The sequence below is a fragment of the Candidatus Rhabdochlamydia sp. T3358 genome (assembly GCF_901000775.1).
In the GTDB taxonomy this organism is placed as follows: Bacteria; Chlamydiota; Chlamydiia; order Chlamydiales; family Rhabdochlamydiaceae; genus Rhabdochlamydia.
Genome location: NZ_CAAJGQ010000012.1, coordinates 70,645 through 84,703, shown reverse-complemented (window position 1 = coordinate 84,703; position 14,059 = coordinate 70,645). Strand labels below are relative to the sequence as shown.

17 protein-coding genes and 1 tRNA gene are annotated in these 14,059 nt (G+C 37.0%); 9 read left to right on the top strand and 9 right to left on the bottom strand.

Going from position 1 to position 14,059, the window contains the following annotated elements; all coding sequences use genetic code 11:
- Positions 1-440 precede the first annotated feature (440 nt).
- Genes rplU through obgE form a run of 3 tightly spaced genes read left to right on the top strand, consistent with a single transcriptional unit; the run spans position 441 to position 2,062 of the window.
- Positions 441-752, top strand: a complete 312-nt coding sequence (rplU, locus tag RHTP_RS03495; protein ID WP_138106746.1) for a 50S ribosomal protein L21 — start codon at positions 441-443, stop codon at positions 750-752.
- A gap of 9 nt (positions 753-761) precedes the next feature.
- The gene (rpmA, locus tag RHTP_RS03490; protein WP_138106745.1) at positions 762-1,013 is read left to right on the top strand and encodes a 50S ribosomal protein L27; all 252 of its coding nucleotides are present in this window, start codon (positions 762-764) and stop codon (positions 1,011-1,013) included.
- Positions 1,014-1,060: 47 nt separating this feature from the next.
- The gene (gene obgE, locus RHTP_RS03485) at positions 1,061-2,062 is read left to right on the top strand and encodes a GTPase ObgE (RefSeq protein ID WP_138106744.1); all 1,002 of its coding nucleotides are present in this window, start codon (positions 1,061-1,063) and stop codon (positions 2,060-2,062) included.
- Here obgE and RHTP_RS03480 read toward each other — a convergent pair whose 3' ends face one another.
- The 6 genes from RHTP_RS03480 to tsp form a co-directional block, all read right to left on the bottom strand.
- Positions 2,063-2,701 carry a class I SAM-dependent methyltransferase gene (locus RHTP_RS03480; protein WP_138106743.1) on the bottom strand — a complete coding sequence of 213 codons (639 nt, stop codon included), beginning with the start codon at positions 2,699-2,701 and terminating at the stop codon, positions 2,063-2,065.
- A gap of 18 nt (positions 2,702-2,719) precedes the next feature.
- Positions 2,720-3,505: a hypothetical protein gene (locus RHTP_RS03475; RefSeq protein ID WP_138106742.1), complete on the bottom strand. Its 786-nt coding sequence runs from the start codon at positions 3,503-3,505 to the stop codon at positions 2,720-2,722.
- Between the two features lie 132 nt (positions 3,506-3,637).
- Positions 3,638-3,772: a hypothetical protein gene (locus tag RHTP_RS09045; protein WP_256360126.1), complete on the bottom strand. Its 135-nt coding sequence runs from the start codon at positions 3,770-3,772 to the stop codon at positions 3,638-3,640.
- 91 nt (positions 3,773-3,863) lie between these two features.
- Positions 3,864-4,964 carry a Fic family protein gene (locus tag RHTP_RS03470; RefSeq protein ID WP_212742851.1) on the bottom strand — a complete coding sequence of 367 codons (1,101 nt, stop codon included), beginning with the start codon at positions 4,962-4,964 and terminating at the stop codon, positions 3,864-3,866.
- Positions 4,965-5,175: 211 nt separating this feature from the next.
- A tRNA-Phe gene (locus RHTP_RS03465) sits at positions 5,176-5,248 on the bottom strand.
- Between the two features lie 64 nt (positions 5,249-5,312).
- Positions 5,313-7,298, bottom strand: a complete 1,986-nt coding sequence (tsp, locus tag RHTP_RS03460; protein ID WP_138106741.1) for a tail-specific protease Tsp — start codon at positions 7,296-7,298, stop codon at positions 5,313-5,315.
- Between the two features lie 238 nt (positions 7,299-7,536).
- Between tsp and rpsL the strand changes: the two genes are divergently transcribed.
- The 6 genes from rpsL (at position 7,537) to RHTP_RS03430 (ending at position 12,141) form a co-directional block, all read left to right on the top strand.
- Positions 7,537-7,908 (top strand): 30S ribosomal protein S12, encoded by a 372-nt coding sequence (rpsL, locus tag RHTP_RS03455; RefSeq protein WP_138106740.1) that lies wholly within the window; start codon positions 7,537-7,539, stop codon positions 7,906-7,908.
- 130 nt (positions 7,909-8,038) lie between these two features.
- Positions 8,039-8,512: a 30S ribosomal protein S7 gene (gene rpsG / locus RHTP_RS03450; protein ID WP_138106739.1), complete on the top strand. Its 474-nt coding sequence runs from the start codon at positions 8,039-8,041 to the stop codon at positions 8,510-8,512.
- A gap of 9 nt (positions 8,513-8,521) precedes the next feature.
- Complete coding sequence (gene fusA / locus RHTP_RS03445; RefSeq protein WP_138106738.1) at positions 8,522-10,627, top strand: elongation factor G; 2,106 nt, start codon at positions 8,522-8,524, stop codon at positions 10,625-10,627.
- Between the two features lie 11 nt (positions 10,628-10,638).
- A complete protein-coding gene (gene rpsJ, locus RHTP_RS03440; RefSeq protein WP_138106737.1) occupies positions 10,639-10,989 on the top strand; it encodes a 30S ribosomal protein S10 in 351 nt (116 codons plus the stop codon).
- Between the two features lie 132 nt (positions 10,990-11,121).
- A complete protein-coding gene (locus tag RHTP_RS03435) occupies positions 11,122-11,592 on the top strand; it encodes a CC0125/CC1285 family lipoprotein (protein ID WP_138106736.1) in 471 nt (156 codons plus the stop codon).
- A 297-nt stretch (positions 11,593-11,889) separates the two neighbouring features.
- Entirely contained in the window at positions 11,890-12,141 is a 252-nt protein-coding gene (locus tag RHTP_RS03430) for a GyrI-like domain-containing protein (RefSeq protein WP_138106735.1), read from the top strand.
- On the opposite strand, the gene RHTP_RS03425 is transcribed toward RHTP_RS03430, so the two are convergent.
- From RHTP_RS03425 to RHTP_RS03415, 3 genes are read right to left on the bottom strand one after another with little or no spacing between them, the layout of a single operon-like run.
- Complete coding sequence (locus RHTP_RS03425; RefSeq protein WP_138106734.1) at positions 12,104-12,469, bottom strand: hypothetical protein; 366 nt, start codon at positions 12,467-12,469, stop codon at positions 12,104-12,106. The two genes, RHTP_RS03430 and RHTP_RS03425, sit on opposite strands and share 38 nt — an antisense overlap.
- The gene (locus RHTP_RS03420) at positions 12,451-12,894 is read right to left on the bottom strand and encodes a hypothetical protein (protein ID WP_138106733.1); all 444 of its coding nucleotides are present in this window, start codon (positions 12,892-12,894) and stop codon (positions 12,451-12,453) included. The genes RHTP_RS03425 and RHTP_RS03420 overlap by 19 nt, the downstream gene beginning before the upstream one ends.
- Complete coding sequence (locus RHTP_RS03415; RefSeq protein ID WP_138106732.1) at positions 12,894-14,027, bottom strand: FtsW/RodA/SpoVE family cell cycle protein; 1,134 nt, start codon at positions 14,025-14,027, stop codon at positions 12,894-12,896. The genes RHTP_RS03420 and RHTP_RS03415 overlap by 1 nt, the downstream gene beginning before the upstream one ends.
- Positions 14,028-14,059 lie beyond the last annotated feature (32 nt).

Here is a 14,059-nt window from a genome sequence, read left to right as displayed (position 1 = left end):
TTGTGCGTTCTGTGATGATGATGAGTTTTTCTTTTTGCTGGTGCTCTCTTGGCATGCTTTCTAGGCATAAACCCTCCTTAAGCTTTTTTATCTTGTTCTAACTTAATTTTAGACTCACTTTCCTGCTCTTTAAAAAATGCACGGTTATGATGCTTTCTTAGAGTAATTTTTGAGGACTTAAGTGTGTTTATCCTTTTTTTAAGCCCCTTCATAACCATCCCTATTCATTTATCCTCTTACTTTTCATACTATGTATAATTTAATTATTAATCAAATAATTAAATTTTTATTTTTTAATAAAAAATGAATTAAAAATAAAAATCCTTTCTTTCTATCCTTTTTTACATTTGCATTTTTTCACATTGACTTTGATTCAAGACTGTCCTATCATGTTTTTTTTCTTCTACATGCGAATCTTTAAGTTTATTTTAGGAGGCCAGATGTACGCAATTATCGAAACAGGTGGTAAACAATACCGTGTTGAAAAGGGTGATACCATCGATGTAGAATTGCTAGATATAGAGGATAGTGTAGTAAAATTTAAAAATGTTTTACTAGTTAGCGAAGCGGGAAATGTTAAGATTGGCACCCCTTATCTTGCTGATACTGTTGTACAAGCAGAGCTTATCAAGCAAGATGCTAAAGGGCCAAAAGTAGTTGCATTCAAATACAAAAGACGCAAACCGATTCGTCGTAAAGTAGGCCATCGCCAGCGTTATACCCGAATTAAGATTACAGATATTATTGGATAAGGAGCAACAATGGCACATAAGAAAGGTCAAGGATCTAGCCGAAATGGTCGCGACTCTCACTCGCAACGCCTTGGAGTTAAGGCAACTGGGGGACAATTTGTTACAGCAGGTAGCATTATTGTGCGTCAAAGAGGCACAAAATGGCATCCCGCAAAAAATGTAGGACGTGGACGCGATGATACGATATATGCTTTAATTGATGGTATCGTTTCTTATCGTAAAACCAACCGCACATATGTTTCCGTTCAACCCGCTCTTTAATACTTTGTAGCCCTCAACTAAGCCAGGGGGCTTGTAAAAATACACATATGTTTATCGATTCAGTTACAGTTACAGTACGCGCTGGAAAAGGCGGTAATGGCGTCGTTGCCTGGCGGAGGGAGAAGTTTATTCCTAAAGGAGGTCCTGTTGGTGGAAATGGAGGCCAAGGTGGCTCTATTATCCTAAAAACCAATGAGAACATCCTTTCTTTGGAAGGATTTCGCAATCGTCGTTTAATCAATGCAGAAAATGGCATTCCAGGGGGAGGAAATCTTCAAAGGGGACGCAATGGCAAAGATCTTATTTTACACATCCCTTGCGGTACTATTGTTAAAAATACCAAAACACAAGAAATATTAGCCGATTTTACTGACAAAAATCAAGAATACACCCTGTGCAAAGGAGGCAAAGGAGGCAAAGGAAACGCCTGCTTTAAATCTCCTACCAACCAAGCTCCTAACATATGCACACCAGGTCACGAAGGTGAAATACACGAGGTTCAACTCGAGTTGAAATTAATTGCTGATATTGGCTTTATTGGAATGCCTAATGCAGGTAAGTCCACTCTTTTAAAACAAATTACTCATTGTCATGTTAAAATTGGAGCTTATCCTTTTACAACACTGTACCCAAACCTAAGTTATATTCAATTTGAGGATTTCTCTAGGATTTTAATTGCAGATATTCCAGGTATTATAGAAGGTGCTCACCTCGATCGTGGATTGGGTTTATCTTTTCTCAAACATATTGAGCGTTCTTCTGTTTTGATCTATTTGATCGATGTTTCTGGAATAGAAGAAAGAGATCCTTTTAAAGATTTTCAGATTTTACAAAACGAGATAACAGCTTATCGAAAAGAGTTATTAGATAAACCCTTTCTTGTTGTATTAAATAAAATAGATTGCGAAACAGCCATGCAGAATCTAGAAACCTTTAAACAAAAATATCCCTACCCAGAAACAACACTCTTTCCTATTTCTGCTATGCATAGAGAAGGCATTGAGCCTCTTCTTAAAGCTATGCAACAACTTATTCCCCGTAAATTTTAGTTAGAATTTTTGTACTAATATTACTTGATACTCGTCTGCAATGATTTTCCATCCTCTTTTAAGAAGAAATTGGATGGCATATAACCCCTTCCCTCCATGAGGAAGATCACAGTCATCAATCATGACTATGCTATTTTCGTGTAATTTAGGATAAGCAACTTGGATTTCCATAAGATGATGGTATTGCGAAGGAAATGGATCCCCCACATCATAATCATAACTATCTAAATACAGAAAATCTATGGGATCTGGAAAAGAATGTAAAAAATCTACAGAATCAGCGCAAATAAAATACGCATTTTCAGGAACTACATCCATATCTTTTTGTGCATTTGCAAGAGCTTTTGGATCAATATCCACAGAGTAAAAGTCCCCACCGTATTCTCTAACGTAATCAGAAAAAATATAGGAGGATGCACCAGCTCCTATATCTTTAACTCCTCCTCTAGCAGTCCCTGTTTCTACAATTGTTTGCAAGCCTCTATTCTTTATAAGCGCAAGCGCCTGTAAAAAAGTGTTATAGCGTCTATCATGAGAAGGAATCTTTTCATCAAGACAGGTAAATCCAGATGCCATTGATTGAACTGTTGTTAAGGTAAACAGACTCCATATACTCATTAAATAAATGGAACGAAGCATGGGTTTTCTCCTAAAAATTCATAGTAAAAGCTGCTCTGCCATTACATAAGGCCTTTTATAGGGATCGGCTTGGTGACCCTTATTTGGACCAGAGCCATTATGTCCGAAATACTTATAAGTCTTATCTACGCAATTGATATTTTTAAATGTAAAGCTGCTCATTTCCACTAAATCATCTCGAATAAAAAATAGATTAACCCCTGTATTATCAGCATAGACCAGGGAATACCCTTTTTTACGTGCTAATTTATAGAGAGAAAGAATACTTGCTCCAAAATAATTATATCCATCCCAACATAGATTAGGGTCATAGACTACAACTTTATCTTCGTGAGGTAAATGTGTGGCATTATATTCAATAATAACAACTTTGGGACGATATCGGCTATCTATTGCATGCCAAATATGGAAGTCATTTGAATCGATATCAATAGAAAGTAGATCCAATTCATCAGGCACTTGATATTTTTCAAAAAGGCTATTAATATTTTCTGCTGTTATTCTTTCTTGTTGTAAGTTAATAGCAGTGTTTTGGTGGTCAGAATCCATCATCAACCCAGACCAACCTAAATGTTCACGCAGATAGCGAGTATTACATTCCGATCCATCTTGAACCCCGAATTCAACAAAGAACTTAGAATCTGACCCTATTAAATCAAAAAGGGCTTCAGTGACTCCATCTTCTCCATTTTGACTATGCACACTTTTCTCATACAACCCTAAATCAATTTCTGAACAGTGCATGCTATGGATAGAAAGAAAACTCAGTATAAAAATGAACAACCCCATTGAAAACGCATTCATCATATACCTATTAAAAGCAATTCTTTAAGTAGAGACTAAAGGTAGGGGATAGTATTTTATTTGATATAGTTTTTCAATAAAAATTTTGTACAAGAACTAGAATCGAATGAATAACGCACTTCTTATAAAGTATCAGAACCATCCCTTCTGCCATTTCTCAAAGTCTAAAGGCCTTAACCCATAACGAGAAATGTTTCCCTCATGTAAACTCATTAACTCAGTTTCAACAACCTCGATAAATTTCATTTGGTCAGCAATCGGAACCATGTCCTTCGCCTGCTTTCGAATAAGCGCAGTAGCTGATTTCTTATCCATTTTCCCATGAACAACACTTGCAACAGTTTCTTTCCTTAATGTTCTATAGCGAATACGAAATGGATCTGGATCTCCAAGAGTTTTTTTGAGCAGCTGAGTAGCGAAGACAAGATCGCTCGTAGGCCCAAGCAAACACTTCTGCCAAAAGCTCAATCTGATTGAGCTCATAAACTCCCAAAAGACCATTAATATATATTTGCTCAGGGACATCAACAAAGGACAATGGGCAAAGATTTTCTCGCATTAGCGGCAAATTAGCTGCAAGACGTGAACCTCTTTTATTGACATCTTCAAATGGTTGCAGGTAAGGAAGGTGTACCATGAGAAAAAATGCCTGCTCAAATGGATTTTTTATCGCGTTAGCCGTCTCGATGATTTGTTGAAAACATTCGCTGATCAATTGAGGCACTACAAGTGGCAGATACACTGACCCAGCAATTCCTACGGCAATCTGACGAAGAGCTCCACAGGAATGGTCCTGGAGAAGATCATCTGCTAAAAGAGCGTGAATATTTAGAATTGCATATCGATTAATCCCTACATCCACTGCTGATTCTAATAGAAACTCGATAGCCGATTTGTGATTTAAAATCATTTGAGTTTCTCGACGGCTTTTACCTTCAGCTGCTTCTCCTAACTCTAGCAATCGCTCTGTTTCCAAAAGAGAATAGGTATTGCCTTCCAGTCGACTTGAGTTCCATGACAAGTCAATCAGTAACCGACTATAAATTTGACGAGCATATGTTCCCGCTGGCCTGTCTCCGTCTGTTGTACCCAACGCAAACAATTTCCTTTTCAATGACTCTGAAAGATACTGTGTTACATTTGGACGATATTGATCGAGAAACTCTCTTGAATAACTTACATAGGCTCTTTCCTGAATCGGACGACTTACAGCCAAGTTAATCGACTTAGCAATAGTTGATAAAGGAAAATAATTATCAGATTGTTTAGTTATAGATTTTTTTACAGGAATTGGAAGATGAAATCTTCGTCCCTTAGTCCGCCCTTTAGCAACAAGGCTCCCACTTTTTACTAAAGAGACCAACTGATACTGCAATGTCCGACGAGGAAGCGGAGGGTTTAATCCTAAGAGAATCTCTTCTACTGATGCACCGCCAGGGAATCTACCAATAATTTCCAAAATAAGATCAAACTAAGTAGTCTGCTTTGTCATAAATTATCCATTTTCTTAACAACTAGCATATTGCGCAACATTTCTTTGCGCAATAGACAAAAAGTTGCGCAATAAATCCCTGGTTAAAACAGAAAAACATTTAAAGGACTATTTGCAGGGTCAATCAGAAACTCTAAGAAATAATCTAAAGAAAATACATATGACTCTACCAAAGATGTGGCCAGAGCCGGATTTGAACCGGCGACACAAGGCTTTTCAGGCCTCTGCTCTACCGACTGAGCTATCTGGCCATACGGATGAATCAAGAAAGATATAAAGCCAGATGATTTTTTGCAATAGATTGTTTATCTTTTATTAAAGTTTTTGAGCGCTGTTTTCTAATATCGCCATATCTTTTAAAACATTTAATGCCTCAGACATTTGCAAGTCCTCTATCCCCCAATTGCGATTTATCGTTAAAGTATTTTCTTTTCCTTCTTTTTCTTGTTTTTTAACATCTAGAAACAGAGAAAAATTTTTATCGCGACTGAGCCTTTGACTGCTATTTATTGTTAAAAGAGATTCCATTTGATTCCAGACAGAAACCTTTTTCTGAAGACTTGGCAAATAATGTTTTTGAAACCAATTGATTTGTTGAGGATTTATATCTATCAAAGGGTCTGCGTACACCGATGGAATTCGATCGCTTTTTAGAGGATATTGCAAAAACCTCTCTCCTACATCATAAATAAAATACCGAGAAGGAACTACAATATTAGCTTTTACTCCTTCGATTTGTGTAGAGGCTCCTGAAACAGTGTAATATCTACCGACGGTTACTTTAAAAAAAGAAGGCGCTTTTTCTCTTGTTACGGTTTGAAATTGAATAGTTCCTTTTCCATAAGTTCTCTCATCCCCTATTACTAAAGCAACGCCGTAGTCCTGCAATGCCTGTGCTACAATTTCAGCAGCAGAAGCTGAGAGTTTTGAGGTTAAAATAACCAGAGGCCCGTCGTAATAATTCCTTCCATCTAGTTCTCGTAAATATTGTATTTCTTCTTGAGCATATTTAGAAACAACAACCACTCCGTTAGAAATAAAAAGACCCGCAACTTTAACAGCTTGTGTTAAGAACCCGCCAGAATTATCCCTCAGATCTAAAACCAAACCAAGCAGCTTGCCTTGTTTTTTTAACTCTCTTAAAGCAGATCGAATATCTGCTTCACAACTTGAACTGTCTTTACTTTCATAAAAAGAAGGAAGAGTAAGCTTTCCAATAATTCCATCACCAAATGGTTCAAAAGTGTATTGCAAGCGATCTTGCTCCATAATGATTTTTTCTTTTTGCAAGGCTACAAAATAATTCACTTCTTGCTTATCTTGTATTCTTTTTAATCCTAATTCAATCTTGCGTTTATTCACGCTTTGTAGACAGTCTAATACTTGCTCATAAGAGAGCTGAGCAATAGATTTTCCATCAATAGATATAAGCACATCACCTGGAATGATTTTGCCTACACGATAAGCCGGTCCTCCTTTAACTAAATCACTAATGACAACTCCTTCAACAGATTCGGTTAATACTACACCAATTCCCTCAAATTGTTTTTCTAGACAAGTACGCATTTCTATAGCTTCTTTAGGACTAAAATAACAGGTGTGTGCATCTAGGCTTTTTGCCATAGCTTTAAGCACATGCATAGACATCTGTTCTTCTAAAGCGCCTTTAGTCAATTTTTTACCCTGAGCATCTACATCCAGATAAGCATCCTCTAAACGAGATAAACGCTTTTCCCATAAAGCAAATACCTTTTGGATATACGCAGAATCAAACTTTCTATTTGGATTTTGTTTCTTCTCAAATGCAATAATTTTTTGCAAATGGCTTTTAATCCTTACTTGCAGCTCCTCTTTACTACGAGGATAATCAGAGTAGGTTTTGTGATTTATTGGTTCTTCTGCTGCTTTTATAAGTTCTTTTTGCAGTAGTGCTCGATAAGCACGTTCTCTTTTAATGGAATTTCTTATTATGTTATTCAATTCTTGAAAAACTATGAAATATCCTTGTTTGTATTGCTCGACCATTTGAGTTAACAATTCGCGAGATGGATTAAGATAATCATCAATTTCATCAAAAAGCAAATAGTTTTTATTATTATCAAACTGTTCAATATAAATTCTTAAACTACGTTTAGCAAGCAATTCATTAAATTCTTTGTGCTCTACATGATAACGTAGCATCTCTTCCATGTTATTACGGATAGAAGAAACTACTATACCTGGTTTTTTAAAAGTTCCTGTATTACCAGACCCTAAAACCAACCCAAGAAAACATATTAAAAAAAATTTAAATATCTTCATCCTAATAACCCTTGTTTAATCTTTATTTATATGATAAGTCTAATTTTTAAAATTAAATTTCTCAATAAACGCTTAAGAAATCTAGTTTAAAAATTTTTTAAACTAGATTTTTGATAATCTTTTTGCAAGAAATGCTGTTCCCAGTTATATTTTCTTCCATGTTGTATGCTAAGAAGTAGCAGAAGCTTTTTCCTAAGGCTTCTTTTTTTAATTAACTCGCTCAAGGAGAAGGGCAAAGATGCCAACAATTAATCAATTAGTGCGTTTTGGACGCAAGTCAAAAAGAAAAAGAGAGAAGTCCCCTGCTCTACAAAATTGCCCGCAAAAGCGCGGCGTTTGTGTTCAGGTAAAGACAAAAACTCCAAAAAAGCCAAATTCCGCTTTAAGAAAGGTTGCATGGATACGTCTCTCTAATGGGAAAGAAATCATTGCTTACATCGGAGGAGAAGGCCATAACCTGCAAGAGCACAGCATCGTACTGGTTCGTGGTGGGAAAGTAAAAGACCTCCCTGGTGTACGTTACCATATTGTAAGAGGAGCTCTTGATTGTGCCGCAGTAAAAGATCGAAAACAATCCAGATCTAAATACGGTGCAAAGCGCCCTAAGTAAAGTAATCTTAGGATATCCAAATATGGAGATCCTGGCCCTCAACTGTCTCTTTTTTTTCAATAAAAGGGTCAATCGTGGGCCGAGCAAAGTAGCTCAAGTGAAGATCATTATTTTGAAAGAAGGAAAATTTATGTCAAGAAGACGTCGTGCTATTAAGAGACAACCAGAGCCAGACCCACATTATAAGAGCGAAGTTGTTGCTAAATTGATTAACAAGGCTATGATTAGCGGTAAAAAGTCTACTGCTCGCCGCATTGTCTATAATGCTATAGAGGCCTTTGCTAAGAAAATTAAATCTACTGATACATTAAATGATTTTTTACAAGCTCTAGAGAATGCAAAACCTTCTTTAGAAGTAAAATCTCGACGTATTGGTGGTGCTACTTATCAGGTCCCTATTGAAATCCCTGCCGATCGTCGGACTTCAATGGCCATGACTTGGATTATCAACTATTCTCGCGCTAAAGCTGGAAGATCCATGGAAGAAGCTCTTTGTGCTGAACTTGTAGATTGTTTTAACAATCAAGGCACCACTATTAAGAAAAAAGATGATACACATCGCATGGCTGAATCGAATCGTGCATTTGCCCACTATAAATGGTAAAGGAGCTTTATGAATCAACGACCGGAAAAAGATAAGCTAGAAAGAGTACGTAATGTTGGCATCATGGCGCATATTGACGCCGGTAAAACAACTACAACTGAACGTATCCTCTACTATTCTGGACGCTCTCACCGTATTGGTGAGGTGCATGAGGGCGCTGCAACAATGGATTTCATGGAACAAGAGCGTGAAAGAGGCATTACCATTACCTCAGCATCTACCACTGTATATTGGCCCGATAAAGATGGGGAAGATTGTAAAATTAATATTATAGACACTCCGGGACACGTTGATTTTACAGTAGAAGTAGAGCGCTCTCTTAGGGTTTTAGATGGTGCTGTTGCGGTATTTGACGCAGTAGCAGGAGTACAACCTCAATCAGAGACCGTTTGGCGTCAAGCAGAGCGTTATAACGTTCCGCGTATTGCATTTATTAATAAAATGGATCGCGTAGGCGCTGACTTCTTCATGGCTGTTGATTCTATGAAAGATAAGTTAGGAGCTAATGCTATTCCAGTTCAATGCCCCATTGGTGCGGAAGGGCTTTTTAAAGGGATGGTTGATCTAATTAAAATGAAGGCATACCTCTTTTTAGATGAAACCTTAGGCGCTAAATATGAAGTAGCAGAGATCCCAGAAGATCTCCTGACTAAATGCCAAGAGATGCGTCAACAATTGCTCGAAGAACTAGCAACGGTTGATGAAGAAAACGAAGAGTTCATGACAAAAGTGCTAGAAAACCCAGCTAGCCTAACAGAAAATGAGATTCATGTAGCTATTCGCAAGGCTGTTTGTCAAAATCAATTGAATCCGGTTTTGTGTGGAACAGCATTTAAAAATAAAGGTGTACAACCTCTGTTGGATGCGATTGTTAACTGGATGCCATCTCCCCTTGATCGAGGGTTAATTAAAGGAATTAATGCGATAACAGACGAACAAATGACACTAGAGCCTAAAGATGATGGGCCTCTAGCTGCTTTAGCATTTAAAATTACCACCGACCCTTATGTAGGTAGATTAACTTTTGTGCGTATTTATTCAGGTGTTCTTTCTAAAGGAAGCACTTTAATGAATACAACAAAAGACAAAAAAGAAAGGATTTCGCGCCTACTAGAAATGCACGCGAACCAACGCAAAGATCGCGATGATTTCTTTACAGGAGATATCGCAGCTTGTATTGGGTTAAAATATACTAGCACAGGGGATACCTTATGCAGTGAAAACTCCCCGCTTTTGTTGGAAAAAATGGAATTTCCAGAACCTGTGATCTCTATGGCGATTGAGCCAAAGTCAAAAGAGAACAGAGAAAGACTCTCTGTTGCTTTAGGAGCGCTCTCTGAAGAAGATCCTACGTTCCGCGTAACTACTAATGAAGAAACAGGACAAACAATTATTGCAGGAATGGGAGAATTGCACTTAGAAATTCTCCGAGACCGTATGTTTCGTGAGTTCAATGTAGAAGCAAATGTGGGTAAACCAGAGGTTGCCTACAAAGAAACCATTACAAAGTCTAACAAAACAGAAACCAAATACATCAAACAATCCGGTGGACGTGGTCAATACGCACACGTTGTCTTGGAAATTGAGCCTAATGAACAAGGCAAAGGCAATGAAGTTGTTAGCAAAATCGTCGGTGGTGTTATTCCTAAAGAATATATCCCAGCGGTTATTAAAGGGGTTAATGAAGGTCTTACAACAGGTGTCTTGGCAGGCTACGGCCTTGTCGATGTAAAAGTTGCCATTGTTTACGGCTCCTATCATGAGGTTGATTCAAATGAAATGGCCTTTAAAATCTGTGGATCAATGGCTGTTAAAGAAGCAGCACGCAAGAGTTCTCCTATTTTACTCGAGCCAATCATGAAGGTTTCGGTATCTACCCCAGAGCAATTTATGGGAGATGTTATAGGTGATATCAACCGTCGTCGTGGTAAAATCCTCAATCAAATTACGCAAAAAGGAATGATTCTCATTGAATCAGAAGTTCCTTTAAGTGAAATGTTTGGGTATTCCACACAGCTTCGTTCTCTTAGTTCAGGACGTGCTAGTTATGTAATGGAACCTTCTCATTTCGAGCGCGTTCCTCAAAAAATTCAAGATACAATTGTGAAAAAATAAAAAAAGTATATATGGCTAAAAAAGAAAAAAAGAAAATACGTATTTGCCTTAAAGGCTATGACCAACGCGTTTTAGATCGTGCTGTAGTTGATATTGTCGAGACAGCAAAACGCACCGGAGCTAGAGTAGCAGGTCCTATTCCTCTGCCTACTAAAAAACAAGGGTATACCGTCTTAAGATCTCCTCATGGTGATCGTAAATCTCATGAGCAGTTTGAAACACGTACCTGTAGTCGTATGTTAGAGATTCTAGACCCAACATTGGACACACTTGATAAATTGAAAGTGCTTCCTGTTGCAGCTGGTGTACACATTACAGTTAAGCAATTATCTTCTACAGGTAAGCCGGCTAAAGCTGCTTAAAAAATTATTAATAAAAAGCGATGAGTATCGTTTTTTGTTTTTAGGAGGATATAACATTTGTTGTATCCTCTGCTTCTTGCTACTTAATTTTCCTATAAATAAACTATTATTTTTTAAAAGTTAAAGGTCATTATGAAATTCCCATTTATCGTTTTTTCTATTTCGACAGCAGCCTTTCTTATTCTTTCTGGATGTGCTACTAGCTATAAAGCATTAGGATTTAATGGTGGATATTCAGAAATAAAAACCACCCCTGACTCTTTTATGGTTACCTTTAAAGGAAATGAGTTTACTTCTCAGGAAAAAGTTATGCAGTATGCTTTAAGAAGAGCTTCTGAACTAACTATCCAAAACGGGTACAAATACTTCTCTGTGAGCTCTTCAACAGATCGGACAAAAAGTTATAATTATCTAAAAACAAACAAAAATACTTCAGGTTCATTAGATACAAACTTTAGTAATATTAGATTAAATGAACAAGGATCATCTTCCACATATTCAGGAACTATCATGGAACCAAAATTGGTCTTGGAAATAAAATGCTTTAAAGAGAAAACTAGCTCTAATCTGATCGATGCCGAATATTTTTTACAAAATAATTAAGCAGTTCCTAAATATTTTTAACAATAGAGATGCATAATGGGAAATTACACAGTTGTTCAAAGACCTTCTATGCTAGTGGTAGGAATTGAGTGCCGAACATCCAATGCTCCTGAGGCAGGTCCTCATGATATTCCATAGCATTGGGAAAAGTTTTACAGCGAAAATATCATCAATCAAATTCCAAATAAAGTCTTCCAGGAAGTCATTGCTCTTTATTGCGGCATGCGGATGCGTATAAGGAAGGTGATTATACACAGCCATACTCACTTGTGATCGGGTGTCCTGTTAGCTCACTGGATGCTTGTTCCTGAAGGAATGGTCGCTAAAATGATTTCACCTGGGTCTTACGCGGTTTTTCGTGCAGTTGGAGAATATCCTGAAAATTTACTTAAAACATGGGAGAATGTTTGGCAGCAAGCAGATTTGGAACGTGTATGTACCAGTGATTACGAAGTTTACGGAGATAAATTTACCTCCGAGTCGCCTAAAGAAGTAGAGGTATTTATTGCTGTCAAGGGTACAATGGATAGTTATATGATGGGTAGTTAGGTTCTGTTTCATAAAGAAGATTATAAGCAGGAGGAATTCTACGTACTAGGCGTTTGCTAATGACTCTATCATCTTTTACTATCAAAAAATAATGTTTTTCCATAACAAGGCCATTGCCTAAGTCAATCCTTTCTATATATTGGTATTCTTCTGCACCATCTTCACGTATACAAATTGCATAAGGATCCCCTACCTGACACTGTATTTCATTAATAAAAACACCCATCTCAATTTCACAAAAACTCCTATCGGTCATTGCAAAATAAGAGGAACAACAACCCGTTAATAATGCTATAAAAGTAATAGCTACTAATCGACTTTTTCCCATACACGTCCTTGAATAAGAGTGCGAAATTGATCTGCTGTTGCATATTCTGCTCGCAGTAAATAGCTTTGGTCTTCCTGTTTTTCATAAACCTCAAAGCCCTCAAAGCCAATCTCATTGATCCGAAATTCCCAGGCAATAATTTTATCATTGATTAAACCCTTACCTTGAATTTTACCTACTGCTTGATTTTCTAAATCAATGATAAATTCTCCATGCTCCATATGAGAAATACAAAATTGATTACGCATCATATCAGCAAACCCCTTGATTTGTATCTCTTGCTCGCAAGCAATTTTATTTGAGCCATCTTTATTTTCTATATTCCAACGGGTAAAAAAAGCAAGCTCTTCTGCTACCATATTCAGTTGAATCGTCCCCTGCCCTAACCAAGTGCCTGAGTTAAAAAGAAATGAATGTTGATTCATTAAAACATAAACCTTCTGCTATAAATACTTTGTAAAATTCCTAAAGCTGCCATTGTCGAAATTACCGACGATCCACCATAGGTAATCAATAGCAAAGGCACCCCAGTAATAGGTAAAAAACCGCACATCATCCCCATATTGATAATCATATGTACAGCTAAATAAGCTGTAATCCCTGCAGATAGCAAGCGTCCAAAATCATCATTTGCTATTGCAGTTACCTGAAATCCAAAATAGATCAATCCAGAAAAAAAGAGCAGCAAGAAAAACACTCCTATTACACCAAATTCTTCAGAAAAAGCAGCAAATACAGAGTCTGTATGAGCGGCAGGCAACCATTGTTTACCAGAAAATTCGCTATTACGCCAGCCACTACCAGTCCAAGACCCTAATGCAGTTGCTGTTTGAGAAGCTCTTTGATGATAGGTATTTGGATTGAGTCTTTCATATTGATATTCCTTTAAAATCTTAGTTGCATAAGGACGAATCTGCTCATGAGATAAAATATTTAAAAAAACTAGACTCACACAGCCCAAGGCAAATAATGCTAAATAAGACATGATTTTAATGATTTTTTTTCGCACTCCTCCTAAATAAAATAAAATAAGCGCAATAGGATATAAAACAAGAGCCGTACCTAAATCAGGTTGTTTTAAAATCAAAAAAAAAGGAATAAGAACAATGAGTAAAGCTTGATAAGGAACACGCATATATTGGATGTGTCGCTTATGATTCTCCAAATATAAACTCAAAGCCATTATCACCACCAATTTTGCTCCTTCAGACGGCTGTATATCAAAAGGAATACCAGGAACTCTATACCATCTTTGTACATTATGTACTGTAGGAATAAAAAAAAGCCCTATCAGTAAAATGAGTATCCCTAAATAAAAAAGCCATACCCATTCTTTAAATTTACGATAGTCTAATGCAGCAATTATAAAATAGACAACCCAGCCAATAATAAAAAATCGTATTTGCTTCATGACCCATATGGTAAATACGGTAGTCTCTTCTTCATCAAAATTAGCACCCGTCATCGAAGCAATAACCAGCACGCTAATTACCATTAAAACCAATATAATGGGAATCATTCTAAAATCAAGGCGACTTAAATATCGATGATCCCACATAATTAGCTTCTTTAAATATACCTATTGGACAC

Excerpts from the sequence above, each read along its gene's own strand:
- rpmA (WP_138106745.1), top strand. The coding sequence starts at position 762 with ATGGCACATAAGAAAGGTCAAGGATCTAGCCGAAATGGTCGCGACTCT.
- RHTP_RS03435 (WP_138106736.1), top strand. The coding sequence starts at position 11,122 with ATGAAATTCCCATTTATCGTTTTTTCTATTTCGACAGCAGCCTTTCTT.
- rpsG (WP_138106739.1), top strand. The coding sequence starts at position 8,039 with ATGTCAAGAAGACGTCGTGCTATTAAGAGACAACCAGAGCCAGACCCA.
- rplU (WP_138106746.1), top strand. The coding sequence starts at position 441 with ATGTACGCAATTATCGAAACAGGTGGTAAACAATACCGTGTTGAAAAG.
- rpsJ (WP_138106737.1), top strand. The coding sequence starts at position 10,639 with ATGGCTAAAAAAGAAAAAAAGAAAATACGTATTTGCCTTAAAGGCTAT.
- RHTP_RS09045 (WP_256360126.1), bottom strand. The coding sequence starts at position 3,772 with ATGGTTCCGATTGCTGACCAAATGAAATTTATCGAGGTTGTTGAAACT.
- obgE (WP_138106744.1), top strand. The coding sequence starts at position 1,061 with ATGTTTATCGATTCAGTTACAGTTACAGTACGCGCTGGAAAAGGCGGT.
- rpsL (WP_138106740.1), top strand. The coding sequence starts at position 7,537 with ATGCCAACAATTAATCAATTAGTGCGTTTTGGACGCAAGTCAAAAAGA.
- RHTP_RS03420 (WP_138106733.1), bottom strand. The coding sequence starts at position 12,894 with ATGAATCAACATTCATTTCTTTTTAACTCAGGCACTTGGTTAGGGCAG.
- RHTP_RS03480 (WP_138106743.1), bottom strand. The coding sequence starts at position 2,701 with ATGCTTCGTTCCATTTATTTAATGAGTATATGGAGTCTGTTTACCTTA.
- fusA (WP_138106738.1), top strand. The coding sequence starts at position 8,522 with ATGAATCAACGACCGGAAAAAGATAAGCTAGAAAGAGTACGTAATGTT.
- tsp (WP_138106741.1), bottom strand. The coding sequence starts at position 7,298 with ATGAAGATATTTAAATTTTTTTTAATATGTTTTCTTGGGTTGGTTTTA.
- RHTP_RS03475 (WP_138106742.1), bottom strand. The coding sequence starts at position 3,505 with ATGAATGCGTTTTCAATGGGGTTGTTCATTTTTATACTGAGTTTTCTT.
- RHTP_RS03425 (WP_138106734.1), bottom strand. The coding sequence starts at position 12,469 with ATGGGAAAAAGTCGATTAGTAGCTATTACTTTTATAGCATTATTAACG.
- RHTP_RS03430 (WP_138106735.1), top strand. The coding sequence starts at position 11,890 with ATGCTTGTTCCTGAAGGAATGGTCGCTAAAATGATTTCACCTGGGTCT.
- RHTP_RS03415 (WP_138106732.1), bottom strand. The coding sequence starts at position 14,027 with ATGTGGGATCATCGATATTTAAGTCGCCTTGATTTTAGAATGATTCCC.